This window comes from Deefgea rivuli DSM 18356 (assembly GCF_000620145.1).
Lineage (GTDB): Bacteria > Pseudomonadota > Gammaproteobacteria > Burkholderiales > Chitinibacteraceae > Deefgea > Deefgea rivuli.
Genome location: NZ_JHVM01000020.1, coordinates 13,471 through 28,120, shown reverse-complemented (window position 1 = coordinate 28,120; position 14,650 = coordinate 13,471). Strand labels below are relative to the sequence as shown.

13 protein-coding genes, 1 pseudogene and 1 other annotated feature are annotated in these 14,650 nt (G+C 50.0%); of the genes and pseudogenes, 11 read left to right on the top strand and 3 right to left on the bottom strand.

Going from position 1 to position 14,650, the window contains the following annotated elements; translation table 11 throughout:
- Positions 1-493: 493 nt before the first annotated feature.
- Entirely contained in the window at positions 494-2,725 is a 2,232-nt protein-coding gene (locus Q320_RS19320) for a heavy metal translocating P-type ATPase (protein ID WP_084282537.1), read from the bottom strand.
- Positions 2,726-2,862: 137 nt separating this feature from the next.
- Between Q320_RS19320 and Q320_RS22255 the strand changes: the two genes are divergently transcribed.
- The 8 genes from Q320_RS22255 to Q320_RS0109420 all read left to right on the top strand — a co-directional run bounded on the left by Q320_RS22255 (position 2,863) and on the right by Q320_RS0109420 (position 9,050).
- Positions 2,863-3,126: a MerR family DNA-binding protein gene (locus Q320_RS22255; RefSeq protein ID WP_211251215.1), complete on the top strand. Its 264-nt coding sequence runs from the start codon at positions 2,863-2,865 to the stop codon at positions 3,124-3,126.
- On the top strand, positions 3,074-3,241 hold the full coding sequence (locus tag Q320_RS21850) for a hypothetical protein (RefSeq protein WP_211251216.1): 168 nt from the start codon (positions 3,074-3,076) through the stop codon (positions 3,239-3,241). The genes Q320_RS22255 and Q320_RS21850 overlap by 53 nt, the downstream gene beginning before the upstream one ends.
- A gap of 273 nt (positions 3,242-3,514) precedes the next feature.
- Complete coding sequence (locus Q320_RS0109445) at positions 3,515-5,194, top strand: TnsB C-terminal domain-containing protein (RefSeq protein ID WP_027468792.1); 1,680 nt, start codon at positions 3,515-3,517, stop codon at positions 5,192-5,194.
- 2 nt (positions 5,195-5,196) lie between these two features.
- A complete protein-coding gene (locus Q320_RS0109440; protein WP_027468791.1) occupies positions 5,197-6,105 on the top strand; it encodes a TniB family NTP-binding protein in 909 nt (302 codons plus the stop codon).
- Entirely contained in the window at positions 6,102-7,322 is a 1,221-nt protein-coding gene (locus Q320_RS0109435; protein ID WP_027468790.1) for a TniQ family protein, read from the top strand. The genes Q320_RS0109440 and Q320_RS0109435 overlap by 4 nt, the downstream gene beginning before the upstream one ends.
- 60 nt (positions 7,323-7,382) lie before the next feature.
- Positions 7,383-7,997 carry a recombinase family protein gene (locus tag Q320_RS0109430; RefSeq protein ID WP_027468789.1) on the top strand — a complete coding sequence of 205 codons (615 nt, stop codon included), beginning with the start codon at positions 7,383-7,385 and terminating at the stop codon, positions 7,995-7,997.
- A 143-nt stretch (positions 7,998-8,140) separates the two neighbouring features.
- On the top strand, positions 8,141-8,782 hold the full coding sequence (locus Q320_RS0109425) for a recombinase family protein (protein WP_027468788.1): 642 nt from the start codon (positions 8,141-8,143) through the stop codon (positions 8,780-8,782).
- Positions 8,775-9,050, top strand: a complete 276-nt coding sequence (locus Q320_RS0109420; protein ID WP_027468787.1) for an HU family DNA-binding protein — start codon at positions 8,775-8,777, stop codon at positions 9,048-9,050. Before Q320_RS0109425 ends, Q320_RS0109420 begins: the two co-directional genes overlap by 8 nt.
- A 243-nt stretch (positions 9,051-9,293) precedes the next feature.
- Here Q320_RS0109420 and Q320_RS0109415 read toward each other — a convergent pair whose 3' ends face one another.
- Both Q320_RS0109415 and Q320_RS19310 read right to left on the bottom strand, forming a co-directional pair.
- On the bottom strand, positions 9,294-9,692 hold the full coding sequence (locus Q320_RS0109415) for a hypothetical protein (RefSeq protein ID WP_027468786.1): 399 nt from the start codon (positions 9,690-9,692) through the stop codon (positions 9,294-9,296).
- Positions 9,693-9,746: 54 nt separating this feature from the next.
- A pseudogene (locus tag Q320_RS19310) lies at positions 9,747-10,899 on the bottom strand (IS3 family transposase).
- Positions 10,575-10,664: a sequence feature (AL1L pseudoknot), on the bottom strand. Its footprint overlaps the pseudogene before it by 90 nt.
- A 494-nt stretch (positions 10,900-11,393) precedes the next feature.
- Here Q320_RS19310 and Q320_RS0109400 point away from each other — a divergent pair.
- The 3 genes from Q320_RS0109400 (at position 11,394) to Q320_RS0109385 (ending at position 14,563) form a co-directional block, all read left to right on the top strand.
- The gene (locus Q320_RS0109400) at positions 11,394-12,191 is read left to right on the top strand and encodes a ParA family protein (RefSeq protein ID WP_027468785.1); all 798 of its coding nucleotides are present in this window, start codon (positions 11,394-11,396) and stop codon (positions 12,189-12,191) included.
- The gene (locus Q320_RS20795) at positions 12,184-13,140 is read left to right on the top strand and encodes a ParB/RepB/Spo0J family partition protein (protein WP_051534635.1); all 957 of its coding nucleotides are present in this window, start codon (positions 12,184-12,186) and stop codon (positions 13,138-13,140) included. The genes Q320_RS0109400 and Q320_RS20795 overlap by 8 nt, the downstream gene beginning before the upstream one ends.
- A gap of 199 nt (positions 13,141-13,339) precedes the next feature.
- Complete coding sequence (locus Q320_RS0109385) at positions 13,340-14,563, top strand: replication initiation protein (RefSeq protein ID WP_051534634.1); 1,224 nt, start codon at positions 13,340-13,342, stop codon at positions 14,561-14,563.
- Positions 14,564-14,650 lie beyond the last annotated feature (87 nt).

Sequence of the window (14,650 nt, the reverse complement as noted above, 5' to 3'; positions counted from 1 at the left end):
GCAATCATAACCCATGCAGATTCTTTCTTGAGTATTTTAAATTATTTCACTTGCTTTCTTGTGTCTTTTTTGGTTATTTCTTTTTGTTTTTTATTTCGCAAGTTTTTTATTGGCTTATTTGCGCATCCTTTCGTTCACATTAATTCCTTGTAATGATGAGCTAAAGAGTTGTGTATTACGAAGTGCTATTGCAGATTCACGTTTAGTGAGTGACTGAACTGGCAACTAGTCCAAATTTTTATGGTCAATTTACATCCAGTGAATTATTTATTGGCCGTTACAATGAAAATTGCTCGCATCTATCTATATCTATGCGTCAGTACAGATCAGTAGAATCTAACCCGACCTGGCTTGATTGAAGCTCAGAGCGAGTTGAGATATTGGCCTCACTTAGGGTCCCCGCTAGCCAAAATACACACCACATAGATTTGCGTTGGTGCTCACTTATTGCTGCGCGGTTTGTGTCACTGGCAAAGCTGTCCAATTTTGCTACCTATTTACGCAATAGTCGCAGGCCATTGGCTACGACCAATAAGCTAGCGCCAACATCAGCAAAGACGGCCATCCACATCGTGCCGTTGCCGGTCAGAGTGAGGACCAAAAAGACGATCTTAATCCCCAACGCCAGTGCAATGTTTTGCAGCAAGATGGCGTGAGTTTGCCGCGATAGGCGAATAAAGCGCGGTAATTTGCGTAAATCATCGTCCATCAGCGCTACATCTGCGGTTTCAATCGCCGTGCCGGTGCCAGCGGCCCCCATTGCAAAACCGATATCAGCGCGCGCTAGCGCGGGTGCGTCATTAATACCATCGCCAACCATGCCGACTTTACCGTTTGAACTTGCCAACTTATCTTCGATCACTTGCAATTTATCAATCGGCAACAAATCGCCACGCGCTTCGTCGATGCCGACTTGATCGGCAATCGCGCGCGCGGTGTGGGCATTATCGCCAGTCAGCATAATGGTTTTGATACCTAGCTCATGCAGCTCGGCAATCGCTAGTCGACTACTATCTTTAACCGTGTCGGCAACGGCAAACAACGCCATGACGCCCGCTTCATTGGCGAGCAAAATCACCGTTTTGCCTTGCTGTTCCAGTGCAAAGAGTTGCGTTTCTAGCTCGGGCGAGCACCAGCCTAAATCGTGTACTAAGCGGTGATTCCCCAGATGATATTGCTGGCCGTTGATAATGCCCTTGGTGCCGCGCCCAGCCAGTGCTTCAAAATCACTGACGTTTTGGACGGTAATGTCTTTCGCTGCTAACGCGACGGCGCGTGAAACCGGATGATCGGAACGACTAGCAAGGCTCACCGCAAGACTTTGCACTTCCGCCTCATTGTGCGAGCCGAGCACGATGAAATCCGTTTGCACCGGCTTGCCGTGCGTAATCGTTCCGGTTTTATCCAGCGCCAGCCAAGCCAGCTTGCGGCCTTCCTCTAGGTACACGCCACCTTTGACCAAAATCCCTAGTCGCGCCGCTTTGGCAAGGCCACTAACAATGGTCACCGGCGTTGAAATCACCAAAGCGCATGGGCAAGCGATGACTAAGAGCACTAGCGCTTTATAAATCCACGCCAGCCATTCACCACCGAAAAATAGCGGTGGTACAACGGCAATCGCGAGCGCAATCGCAAATACAATCGGCGTGTAAACGCGGGCAAATTGATCGACAAAACGCTGCGTCGGCGCGCGCGCACCTTGCGCCGCTTCAATCGCATGGATAATCCGCGCCAAGGTGCTGTCTCCTGCCGCTGCTGTCACCATGTATTCGAACGAGCCCGATTCATTGATCGTGCCAGCAAACACCGCATCGTCTATGGTTTTTTCGACCGGCAAGCTTTCGCCAGTAATCGGTGCTTGGTTAATGCTCGATTGCCCGCTGACAATCACACCATCAAGGGCAATCCGCTCGCCCGGTTTAATCCGAACTCGCGCTTGCGTCGCTACCGATTTGGCAGCGACTTCCTGCCAGCTACCATCAGCCTGCTGCACCGTCGCCACTTCAGGCGTCAGTTGCATCAAGCCAGAAATCGCATTGCGCGCACGATCGAGCGATTTGGCCTCGATCAACTCGGCCATCGTAAACAGCACCATCACCATCGCCGCTTCCGGCCATTGGCCGATTAAAAAAGCGCCAGTGACGGCGATACTCATCAAGGCATTGATATTTAAATTGCCATTGCGAATCGCGATCCAGCCTTTTTTATACGTTGTGATACCGCAAGCCAACACGGCGATCATCGCCAGCACTGCAATACTCCAGGTGGGTAAACCGCTCCAATGCGCTATTTCTGAGGCGATGGCGGCAATACCCGCCAAGGCCAAAGGCCACCAAGGTTTGGCGGGTTTGGCTGCTGGCGCTGCGTCGCTGGCGAGTTCTGGCGTAAAGCCCAAAGATCGAATCGCTGCCAATACCGCATCCAGCCGATCTGGCTCGTGCGTTACCGTCAGCACGCGCTGCATTAAATTGAACTGCATGCCGCTCACGCCCGCCATGCTGCCAAGCTTTTTGCGTAGCAGGCCTTCTTCGGTCGGGCAATCCATTTGCATAATGCGAATAGGGGTTTGTACGCCATCTTGGCTGTTTTCTGCCGTAGCGACTTCTTCCAAATCCACAGCGGTATTTTTGCTTTCGTGTGAATGTGCATGAGCACCACAACACGATGGCGCGTGCGGCTTGGCATTGTCCTCAATTGCATCTTGAAAGAGTTGGTATTTGGGCATGGTCGACTCCTCAGGCTATGATTCAGGATATTAAAAACCCTGAAGCAACTATAGGGTCAAGTCTTATTTGGGGTTCGTTATGAGAATTAGTGAGTTAGCACATATCACACAATGTTCGGTTGAAACCATTTGTTTTCATGGAAAAAAAGCCTTATATAGCTGCGCCTGCTCGAACCTCTGGCAATTTCCGTAGCTATAACACCGAACACGTCAAGCGTTTACGTTTTATTCGCAACTGTCGTGCACTCGATATGAGCCAGGAAGAAATCCAAACTTTATTGCGTTTAGCAGATCAGCCTGTTGCTGGCTGCTGTGCAATTAATTCAGTATTTGATCAACATATTGAGCATGTTGAAGTACGCATTAAAAGAATTGGCGTATCTCAAATCGCAATTGGCTGACTTACGCCAGCAACTCCAAACGGAGCAAGCAGAAGATCCTTGCGGCATTTTGCAAGGTTTGGCCGATATGAATATCGAAGCTAAACCAGTTAAAAAGCATACGCATTTAGGTTAGAGTCGGTATGTCCTACCCTGGCATGATTAACTTACGGTTTGCGCAGTGCTATTGCAGATTAATTTTGAATGCCAATAGGAATGTGACTGTCAAAGCCAAATTAAGTAGTCAAGTTAGTTGTGGCTAATTTACTGTCATTTTCAGAAGACGATTGCACCAGTTAATTGGGCGTAACGGCTGTCGTGCAGGCGACTTCTGACAAGCTAGTATCAGCAGTCGTCTGCACCAATCTCGACTATGCTCAATACTAGTGTGCACCAAAGCGAGCTGATCATGGCGACCGATACTCCACGGATTTCCGAGCACGGCGTGGCAACCTTGTCCGACGAGGCATGGGAACAAGCCCGACATCAAATGGAAATTATCAGGCCGCTGGCATCGCTTGAAGTGGTCGGCCATCAGGCCGCCGATGTTGCCGCTCAAGCACTAGGGGTTTCCCGGCGACAGATATACGTTTTGATTCGTCGAGCCCAGCAAGGCTCCGGCCTGATGACAGACTTGCTACCCAGCCAATCTGGAGGTGGGAAAGGTAAGGGCCGTTTACCAGAATCAGTCGAGAACATCATCCGTGAGCTATTGCAAAAGCGCTTCCTAACTAAGCAGAAACGCAGCTTGTCGGCATTTCACCGCGAAGTCGCGCAGGCTTGTAAAACACAAAAGCTGCGAGTGCCTGCGCGTAATACCGTGGCCTTACGAATCGCCAATCTCGACCCGCTAAAAACGACTCGCAGTCGAGAAGGCGAAGATGCCTCCCGTGACTTGCAAGGTGTCGGCGGTGTTCCGCCGTCAATTACCTTGCCACTGGAGCAGATACAGATCGACCACACCGTGATTGACTTGATCGTTGTCGATGAGCGCGATCGGCAACTGATTGGCCGCCCGTACCTGACTATCGCTATCGACGTGTTCACCCGCTGCGTGCTCGGTATGGTCATCACACTGGAAGCGCCGTCCGCAGTTTCTGTCGGTCTGTGCCTTGTGCATGTTGCTTGCGACAAGCGTCCTTGGCTAGAAGGGCTGAAAGTGGAAATGGGCTGGCCTATGAGCGGCAAGCCAAAATTACTTTACCTAGATAATGCCGCTGAGTTCAAAAGCGAAGCTTTGCGACGTGGTTGCGAGCAGCATGGCATCCAGTTGGATTATCGCCCACCTGGGCAACCGCATTATGGTGGCATCGTGGAACGGATCATCGGCACGGCGATGCAGATGATCCACGACGAATTGCCGGGCACGACCTTCTCAAATCCTCGCCAGCGCGGGGAATATGATTCAGAAAACAAGGCCGTTCTGACACTACGCGAGCTGGAACGCTGGCTCACATTGGCGGTCGGTACTTATCACGGCTCCGTGCATAATGGCCTGCTCCAACCGCCTGCCGCGCGCTGGATCGAGGCGGTAGCGCGTGTCGGAGTACCGGCCATCGTCACCCACGCCACAGCTTTTTTAGTTGATTTTCTGCCCATCATTCGGCGCACGCTGACCCGTACCGGCTTCGTTATCGACCACATTCACTACTATGCTGATGCACTCAAACCATGGATTGCGCGACGTGATCGCTTGCCCGCCTTCCTGATTCGGCGCGACCCGCGCGACATTAGCCGTGTCTGGGTGCTGGAACCAGAAGGGCAGCATTATCTGGAAATACCCTACCGTACTTTGTCGCACCCGGCTGTCACCTTGTGGGAACAACGGCAAGCGCTAGAGAAACTGCGGCAGCAAGGGCGCGAACAGGTCGATGAATCGGCACTATTTCGCATGATCGGGCAGATGCGTGAAATCGTGACTACCGCACAAAAAGCTACGCGCAAGGCGCGGCGCGATGCTGAGCGACGTCTGCATATCAAGGCGTCGGTTTCGCCGGGCAAGCTGACGCCGCCGGAAACTGACGTTGCTGACCGGCAGACAGGCAACTTGTTAGCGGCCAAACCGTTCGACCAGATTGAGGAGTGGTAGCCATGGATGAATATCCCATCATCGACTTGTCGCACCTGTTGCCAGTGGCGCAGGGGCTGGCTCAACTGCCGACGGACGAGCGCATTCAGCGCCTTCGCACTGACCGCTGGATCGGCTATCCGCGCGCGGTCGAAGCGTTAAACTGGCTGGAAACCCTATATGCATGGCCGAACAAGCAGCGCATGCCCAATCTGCTGCTGGTTGGCCCGACGAACAACGGCAAGTCGATGATCATCGAGAAGTTCCGGCGCTCGCATCCGTCTAGCGCCGATGCAGATCAGGAACACATCCCGGTGCTGGTTGTGCAGATGCCATCCGAACCGTCGGTAATTCGCTTCTACGTCGCGCTGCTCGCGGCAATGGGCGCGCCACTGCGCCCGCGCCCACGACTGCCAGAAATAGAACAACTGGCATTGACCTTACTCCGGAAGGTCGGTGTGCGCATGCTGATAATCGACGAGCTACACAATGTCTTGGCTGGTAACAGTGTTAACCGCCGAGAATTCCTCAATCTGCTGCGCTTCCTCGGCAACGAATTACGCATACCACTGGTCGGCGTTGGCACGCGTGACGCCTACTTGGCCATTCGTTCGGATGACCAACTGGAGAACCGGTTTGAGCCGATGATGTTGCCATTGTGGGAGGCCAACGAGGATTGCTGTTCGCTGCTGGCCAGCTTCGCCGCATCGCTCCCGCTGCGGCAACCCTCGCCAATTTCCACATTGGACATGGCTCGCTACCTGCTCACGCGCAGCGAGGGCACGATCGGAGAATTGACACACTTGCTAATGGCTGCGGCGATTGCCGCCGTCGATGGCGGTGAGGAAGCGATCAACCACCGTACGCTCAGCATGGCCGATTACACTGGCCCCAGCGAGCGGCGTCGAAAATTCGAGCGGGAATTGATGTGAAGCCAGCTTCACGCTGGCCGTTGCATCCGGCACCAAAAGAAGGGGAAGCCCTATCTTCATGGCTCAATCGTGTTGCAGCTTGCTACAAGATGGATGTGCACGACCTACTGGAACACGATCTCGGTCATGGGCTTGTTGATGATCTGGACACCGCGCCCCCCTTGTCGCTGCTGATGGCGCTCTCACAACGGAGCGGTATCGAATTGGATCGGCTGCGCTGCATGAGCTTCGCTGGTTGGGTGCCGTGGCTGCTGGACAGTCTCAATGACTCGGTTCCTGCTGCTTTGGAAACTTATGTGTTTCAGTTCTCGGTGTTGCTGCCGAAGCGCGACCGTAAGACAAGGTCAATCACAAGCTGGCGCGTGTGGCAGCCTTGCCTACCTCTCCAGCGGGCTTGCCCGCTCTGCCTGAATGACCCAGCGAATCAAGCTGTATTGCTCGCGTGGAAATTACCATTGATGCTGAGCTGTCCGCTGCATGGCTGCTGGCTGGAATCCTGTTGGGGCGTACCGGGGCAATATATCGGCTGGGAAAACGCCGACGCTGCGCCGCGTATGGTCGGTAACGCGATGGCGCTGATGGATCAGCGTACCTGGCTGGCGTTGACGAAGGGATATGTGGAGCTGCCGCGCCGACGAATCCATGCAGGGATCTGGTTTCGGCTGCTGCGTACATTCCTCGATGAATTGAACACCCCACTCTCGCAGTGTGGGGGCTGCTCAGACAGCATTCGCTACGTCTGGGAACGTAGTGGCCATTCGCTGCGCGCTGGGCAAAGTCTGTGGCATCCCTACGAAATTCTGGATCAGGCGATACAGTTGCAGATGCTCGAAGCGGCGGCCACCGCAATGGAACTGATCGAATCTCGGGTGTTAAACCCACGCGGGGAGCAGGCTGCGTTGTTCCTGCCGGAGCAGCAGGCCGAGTTCACCAATGGTCTACCGGTAGTCGGGCGAAAAAAGGAACTGGTCAACTACTGGCAGGCAGCGGTCAAGGCGATCAACGAGGCTGTCGCCGAAGCGCGATACAACGCTGAAACCGCCCGCTCCCTATTCGCGCTCGCATCTTATGGACGACGACACGACCCCGAATCGTTGGAGAGCTTACGCGTCACGTTTGTCAAGGATGGCGTCCCTCCTGAATTCTTGTCACATTATGTTCCCGGTAGTCCCTTTACATGTCGTAGACAAAATGACGTGTTAAGTGACGAATTTTGACTGAGAAAATTTTCTGGCTCACACTGTCACATAATCGAACGTCTAAGTGACAGGTGAAATATGCTGATTGGCTATATGCGGATCTCGAAAGATGATGGCTCGCAAGTTACGGACTTGCAGCGCGACGCACTGATAGCGGCAGGGGTAAATGCTGAACAGTTGTATGAAGATCAAATTTCAGGAAAGAAAGACGAGCGTCCTGGCTTAACCTCTTGTTTGAAAGCATTACGGGATGGCGATACTTTACTGGTCTGGAAGCTGGATCGGCTTGGGCGCAACTTGCGTCACTTGGTTAACACGGTGCACGAACTGAATCAACGTGGCGTAGGTTTTAAAGTTTTGACCTGCCATGGTGCCGATATAGATACCACGACCGCCAGCGGCAAACTGGTGTTTGGCATTTTTGCTGCGCTGGCTGAATTTGAACGAGAGCTTATTTCAGAGCGTACCAAAGCGGGTTTGGCTTCAGCACGAGCGCGAGGCCGTAAAGGTGGCGCTAAGTACAAAATGACGGCAGCTAAACTGCGACTTGCGATGGCAGCAATGGGACAGCCTGAAACCAAAGTCGGTGATTTATGCAAAGAGCTGGGTATCACGCGGCAAACGCTATACCGGCATGTCTCGCCGAAAGGTGAATTACGGGGTGATGGTGAAAAGCTGCTTTCTCAGGTTTAAATGCAATACTCGCAGTGCTTGCACGCGACTTCTGATATTGGTGCAATCGTCTTCTGAAAATGACAATTTAAATTGCGTAGAGAGTTATTGGCTACATGCTATAGTAGTGGTCAAGTTACCTATACTCAAATTGGCCATCGCTCATGAAAGTTGCCCGAATTTATCTGCGTGTCAGTACCGACGAGCAAGACCTGACCCGACAAACAGAAATCGAACACAGTACCCGAGCTGCTGGTTTCTATATCGCGGGGGTGTATCGAGAGAAGGCATCAGGCGCACGTGCAGATCGACCAGAACTACTGCGACTGATCGCTGATCTGCAACCGAACGAAGTTGTCGTAGCTGAAAAAATGGATAGGATTAGCCGCTTACCCTTAGCTGAAGCGGAACAATTGATTGCATCGATCCGCGCCAAAGGGGCAAAGTTGGCAGTACCAGGTCTAGTTGATTTGTCTGACTTGGCCGCTGAGACCGACAGTATTGCGAAAATTGTGTTGGAATCAGTGCAAGAATTATTGCTTAAACTTGCTCTACAAATGGCTCGTGACGATTATGAAACTCGCCGAGAACGTCAGCACCAAGGTGTGCAATTGGCTAAGGCTGCAGGTAAATACACTGGTCGCCAATCAGATGCGGTAACTCATCAGCGTATCATTGCATTGCGAACATCAGGACACACGATCAAGCGCACTGCTGAGTTAGCCGGTTGTAGCGAAAGCCAAGTTAAGCGCATCTGGGCGCTTCATCAAAATCAAATACCACCATCAGGATCGAACCATGAATAAAGCAGAATTGATTACCGCACTTCAAAACCACTCTGGCCTAGCCAACAAAAAAGACATCGAAGCGGTACTTGAAAGCTTGGCTGCCGTGATTACTGAAACCCTAAAAGCTGGTGATGAAGTGACTTTGATTGGCTTGGGTAAGTTTTCTGCTCAAGCTAAACCAGAGCGCCAAGGTCGAAATCCAAAAACTGGGGAGGCTTTGACTATTTCGGCTTCGAATGCCGCGAAATTCACCGTAGCCAAAGCACTTAAAGATGCGTTGAATTGATCTTCTGCCTCCATGTGGTTATTACCTTGAAGCTGATAAATCGACCAAAGCTGTTTGCCAGTGATGCCATGAATATGACGATTGCTGACACTCATCATTGTATATGCACGCTTCAGCAATTCGGCCAAGGCGGATGCAGCAATGATGTGTCTTAGCATGAGCTGAAACCGATAGAATATAAATTTGGCTTACAAAGTCACCTTTCGCTCAGTTGGATATTTCATCCAAACAGTTCTTCAACTTCTAATTTTGTTGTGTAATATATTTGTATGCTCTCTGGTATTCGATAGCAACAATTTGTCTTTTTTGATCGTCAGTTAGGGCTTGTATGCTGTTTCCACCTGCGATTGCTTGGTATTCAGTACCACGTTGATTTTTAAACACGTCAAAAAAACCTAGCCCAGGAAACCCTATTTTTGAGCGTAAGACACAGGTAACAATTGCTTCTTGGATTGGAGCTAAATCATGTCCAGCCTCTTCTAAAAGCTTATGTATCGCCGCATTTTTTAGATTCTCCCCACCGAATAGCTGTGGACTTACGGAGTCAAAAATTTGGTAAAGCTGAGAATAATGCACTGTTTCTTTCTGTAAAAGTGCTGCCCGTAGAAGATTAACTACCTGCGGCTTATAAGAATCGATCATAAATTATCCATAAAATGAACCGCACCGGGTTTCGCGGAGACTGTTTGGTTTGAGTCAGGCCAACATAGCCTGCTCGCTTTGATTACGATAATAGTTTGCTTCTGCTTCCGCTGGTGGAATGTGGCCAATCGACCCAAGCAAACGACGGTGATTGAACCACGAAACCCATTCCAATGTCGCTAGTTCCACCGATTCTAGGCTTTTCCAAGGCCCCAAACGATGGATCACTTCCGCTTTGTAGAGTCCGTTAATCGTCTCCGCTAATGCATTGTCGTAACTGTCGCCAGTCGTACCGACAGATGGCTCGATACCTGCCTCAGTCAATCGCTCGGTATAACGAATCGATACATACTGTGAACCGCGATCACTGTGATGGATCAGTGCCTCTCGCTCTGGCTGGCGCGCCCAAAGGGCTTGCTCCAGCGCATCCAGCACAAACTCGGTCTGCATGCTGCGACTAACCCGCCAGCTCACAATGCAACGGGCAAATACATCAATGACAAACGCCACATACACGAAGCCTTGCCAGGTCGATATGTAGGTAAAATCCGACACCCAGAGCTGGTTCGGTTGTTCTGCGACGAATTGCCGGTTCACATGGTCGCGTGGGCAAACAACGGCTGGGTCTGGTCGCGTCGTTCGCATCGCTTTACCACGTGATACGCCGCGCAAACCTTAGCTGCGCATCAAACGCTCAACCGTACACCGCGCCACAACATGCCCCTCCCGTTTGAGTTGCCGCCATACTTTTATTGCACCGTACACCTGATGATTCATCTGCCAGATGCGCGCAACTTCACCGCTCAGTTGCTCGTCACGGACTGCGCGCTGGCAACGCAACGCTGGATTGCGCTGCCGAGCTGCATAACGTTGATAGGCAGACGGGGCGACCCCGTGCTGCTCACGATGGGAATCGATGAATGTCCTTACGATTTCAAGCGGCGGTCGAGCTCCGCCTGTGCGAAATACGCGCTGGCCAGTCGCAGAATTTCGTTGGCCTTTTTAAGTTCACGCACTTCGCGTTCTAGCGCTTTAATGCGTTCGGCCTCTGCTGAATTAGCATTGGTTCGCTGACCGGTAGCGCTGCTCTGCTGGCGATACCATGTACGCAGCATTTCGGGCTTGCAGCCAACTGAAGCGAGAGTTGCCCATTCGAAGGGTATTCGGCACGGTGCTCAATGACTACATGAACAACCTGTTCGCGGATTTCGGGAGGAGAAAGGGGGCTTTATAGCACCATTCTCTTAAGAGTTAGTGCTCCGCGAAACCCAATGCGGCTCACTGTTGAACCCATTATTTTTATGCAGAGACAAATATGCAGTCTGATTAAGGCGAAAAACTGGATCTTGGTTGAAATATGACATGACATTTTTGCTATTTTCAAATGGATTTCAAAACTTCTATAGGTTAGTAAAGAGAGATGCCCAATGAATTCTTTTTTTTTGATGTATTTTGCGTGATTCAAGTGCGGTTGTTGCAGGATTGTGCGTTATTTTATGGGGTAAGTTATGTAGTATCGAGTCCGTTTGAAAAAAATAATTATGTCAGTTTTTGTTGTCGGAATTATTCCGACTTATAACATGTTGATTTATAAGTATTATTGTTTTTTTATTGTAATTTTGTTGACGTAATTTTATGGTTGCTTACTCTACGATATCGTGCCAAAATTCCCGTTGTTTATTGCGTGATCGGTGCGTCAAAATGGATGTTGTTGCTGTATTTAATCAAAAAGGGGGCGTAGGGAAGAGTACGTCTACGATTCAGCTTGCTGATGGATGTGCTCGCCGTGGCATGACTGTTTTAGTTATCGACCTTGACCCTCAAAGCAACTCATCAACTACGCTGAGTCCAACAAATCCGAAAAAACTGAATTACACCGCAGTTACGTTGATTCAACGGCCGGATATTCGAATTGAAGAGTGCATTTACGAATCTATTTTTCCTGGTGTTTCGATCTTACCCATGGTTATGAAAATGCGAGAGCTTGAGATTGAGCTATGGCGAAAAGATACCGATTTGATTGCGATGCACCTGGGACGGATTTCAGTCGGAACCTACGATTTGATCCTCATCGACTGCCCACCCAACTTGGGAAAACTTACGCTTATGGCGTTGACTGCGGCCACGCATTACTTGGTTCCCGTTAAAGCGGGTGATCAATATGCGTTAGATGGGATTGAGGATCTTGAAGCTACCGTCATTGAAGTAAAACGCGCTAAAAATCCGAATCTGCAGTTTCTTGGTGCACTTTTAACTATGTTCGATGGACGAAAAGGTGTCGACAAAGTAACAGAAACACGGGTTTTGGAAACGTTCCCCGGGATGGTGTTCGATGAACGACTCCCTGAGTCTGTAAAGGTCAAAGAGGCCATTATGCGTAGAGTGTCTGTGTTTTCGGAACCTAATACAGCGGTAGCCAAATCAGTATCGAGATTGTCAAAAGAATTTCTTCGAAAATTAGGCTACGAGGGTTTTGCTGACGAGGGTGAAAATGAATAAGCCAATTAAAAAGCCAACAAAGATTGATCAGCTTCTGGAGTCCTCAAGGCAAATTAGCGATGAGAATTCAGGTGGTCGTGAGGAAATTGCGAAAGGAATCGTTTCGGCTTTACTTGGTCCTGCTAGTCAAGAGACTCCGAGTATGAAAATTCCTCTTGGAAGAATTTTACGTAGCCCATTTCAGCCTCGGGTTGAGTTTGACCCAAAAGAGTTGAAGGAGCTTGCGGACTCAATAGTTGAAGCAGGTGGATTGATTCATCCAATCATGACGCGTCAGCTGCCTAGCGGTGATTATGAATTACTTGCTGGTGAGAGACGTCTTCAGGCGCATGAGAAAATCCTGCAATGGCCTGAAATCGATGCAATTGTTCGTGATTTGGACAATGCAACGTCGGCTAAAGTTACGATTATTGAGAACTTGAATCGGGTTGATTTGAGTGACTTTGAAAAATCACGTGCGCTCCCAATTCTTCGCGAGCATAGCGCAGCCACAACAAATGTTGAGTTGGCTAAGATTTTGGGTTGTGATGAGAAGCTTGTTCGTTCTTTGTGGAAATTCCAGAGCCTACCTGAAAATGTCATTAGTCAACTGATGATATCACCTCGTGTATTGACGATTACATTTGTCGATGATGTTTTAGCGTGGTGTGAAAAAGGGTTTGGTTTGATTGTTCAGGAGGCACTTAGACTGGCCGCAGATGGCAAATTGAAAAATAAAGGTATTTTGACCTATATCGAGCGGAAAGCCGCTGGACCTAATGCGCGAATTACTAAAAAGGGGACCGATTTAAAAAATCTCGATCAGCAACTTATTGCGACAATGAACGTCGCTCGATCAAAGATCACGCTAGATATACCAAAAAATATTGAAATATCAATCGTTGAACAAGTCATTACTGCTGCAATCGCGGGAATGAATGCAGAGTCTGTGAAAAATGTAGAAAAATAAAAAAACAATATATAAAAAGCCACCTTTGGCTAGATGGCTTTTTATATTGATGGTGCTGTTGAAACGTGGGTCAATTTCAAAAGGTTTGGCGACCTTTGAAATTCATAGTCGTAGATTCGAAGCTAGCGATGAATTTTGATTCTACGTTCCCACACCCTTTTTAGCAAGATTTTTGCAACCGTTCAGCGGGTGGCAGGGTATGGCGCAATCTTTTAAAAGTGAATCAAGTACTTCAGTGGTTGAAAACGAGCTGTTGCCGCGCTTCCAGCAGGAAGGCACTGCGTTGCACCGGTTGCTGCAAGAGGCCGCCTATCTAGCGCGCTGTAGCGATAACAAGACAGCTGCACTAATCCGTCCCCGCGACTACGCGATCAAATACCCCTACATGCAAATCAACCGGGCTGGTTTTGTTAGCTGGTTGATATTTGACCTTGACCATGACAATGCAATGATCTGGCAAGACAAAGGATTGCCCGCACCGAATCTGATTGTTCAAAACCGGCAGAGCGGCCATGCGCATCTCTATTACGGCATTGCTCCCGTTTGTACGTCAGAGCGTGCTCGATCCAAACCGATCCACTACATGAAGGCGATCTACTCGGCACTGTCACGCGAGCTGAATGCCGATCCTGAATATCACAGTGGTCCTGTTGCCAAAACACCTGGGCATCAGTGGTGGCGTACTTCGGAACTACACAATCATGTTTATGAACTATCAGAACTAGCCGGTTGCGTTGAGTTGGCCAGCGCTTCACCGTGGTCAAAAGGTCCAAATCTGGATGCAGTTTCTCATTCTCGCAACTGCATCATGTTTGAGAAGCTACGTTTCTATGCCTACTCAATCGTTAATCGGCAGAAGGAAGACGGCTCATTTTTGAGCTTTACGCGCCTGCTTGAAGCCTTTGCGCACAATCACAACGCGTTCCGGAGTCTTGGTTTTTCGGCTGATTTGAGTCAGTCCGATTTGCGCGCCACTGTGAAATCCGTCGCTCGCTGGACGTGGGACAAGTACACCGGCTCAGGCCGTTGCCACCGCGGCGTGATGGTGCTAGATCCAAATTTACCGCTTCCAGAAAAGCAGGCGCTGGCAGCTGAACGCACACATTCCGCACGCAAGGAGAAAACCGCAGGCCGCATTCGTGCTGCGTGTCGGGTATTGCAACAACAGGGGAAAGCGCTGTTGCATGAGGCCATCGCACAAGCTGCAAACCTATCTCGGCAGACGGTGGCCAAGTACAAGCATGTACTGGAGGAGGTCAAAAAACCGTTTTCTTTGGTGCCGCTTCGGGCTATTCAACCTGTCGATAGTGATGTTAATTATGCTGTGCATCAGGTATCTGCCCCGCAAGGGGGGGTTTTGAGGGTAGGGGAGTTAGTTGTTCTTGAGAGTGAATTTGGGTTAGTACGACTTCCTGAAATATAGTGATCTTTCTTGTTTTGTCTGGTTACGATGGGTTTACTGTTTATAACTGATTGAAATTGTCGTTAGCTCTTATTTTTTAGGTCTTTT

What these genes read in the sequence shown, in the direction of transcription:
- Q320_RS19320 (WP_084282537.1), bottom strand. Translation starts at nt 2,725, where the DNA reads ATGCCCAAATACCAACTCTTTCAAGATGCAATTGAGGACAATGCCAAG.
- Q320_RS22255 (WP_211251215.1), top strand. Translation starts at nt 2,863, where the DNA reads ATGGAAAAAAAGCCTTATATAGCTGCGCCTGCTCGAACCTCTGGCAAT.
- Q320_RS21850 (WP_211251216.1), top strand. Translation starts at nt 3,074, where the DNA reads ATGTTGAAGTACGCATTAAAAGAATTGGCGTATCTCAAATCGCAATTG.
- Q320_RS0109445 (WP_027468792.1), top strand. Translation starts at nt 3,515, where the DNA reads ATGGCGACCGATACTCCACGGATTTCCGAGCACGGCGTGGCAACCTTG.
- Q320_RS0109440 (WP_027468791.1), top strand. Translation starts at nt 5,197, where the DNA reads ATGGATGAATATCCCATCATCGACTTGTCGCACCTGTTGCCAGTGGCG.
- Q320_RS0109430 (WP_027468789.1), top strand. Translation starts at nt 7,383, where the DNA reads ATGCTGATTGGCTATATGCGGATCTCGAAAGATGATGGCTCGCAAGTT.
- Q320_RS0109425 (WP_027468788.1), top strand. Translation starts at nt 8,141, where the DNA reads ATGAAAGTTGCCCGAATTTATCTGCGTGTCAGTACCGACGAGCAAGAC.
- Q320_RS0109420 (WP_027468787.1), top strand. Translation starts at nt 8,775, where the DNA reads ATGAATAAAGCAGAATTGATTACCGCACTTCAAAACCACTCTGGCCTA.
- Q320_RS0109415 (WP_027468786.1), bottom strand. Translation starts at nt 9,692, where the DNA reads ATGATCGATTCTTATAAGCCGCAGGTAGTTAATCTTCTACGGGCAGCA.
- Q320_RS0109400 (WP_027468785.1), top strand. Translation starts at nt 11,394, where the DNA reads ATGGATGTTGTTGCTGTATTTAATCAAAAAGGGGGCGTAGGGAAGAGT.
- Q320_RS20795 (WP_051534635.1), top strand. Translation starts at nt 12,184, where the DNA reads ATGAATAAGCCAATTAAAAAGCCAACAAAGATTGATCAGCTTCTGGAG.
- Q320_RS0109385 (WP_051534634.1), top strand. Translation starts at nt 13,340, where the DNA reads ATGGCGCAATCTTTTAAAAGTGAATCAAGTACTTCAGTGGTTGAAAAC.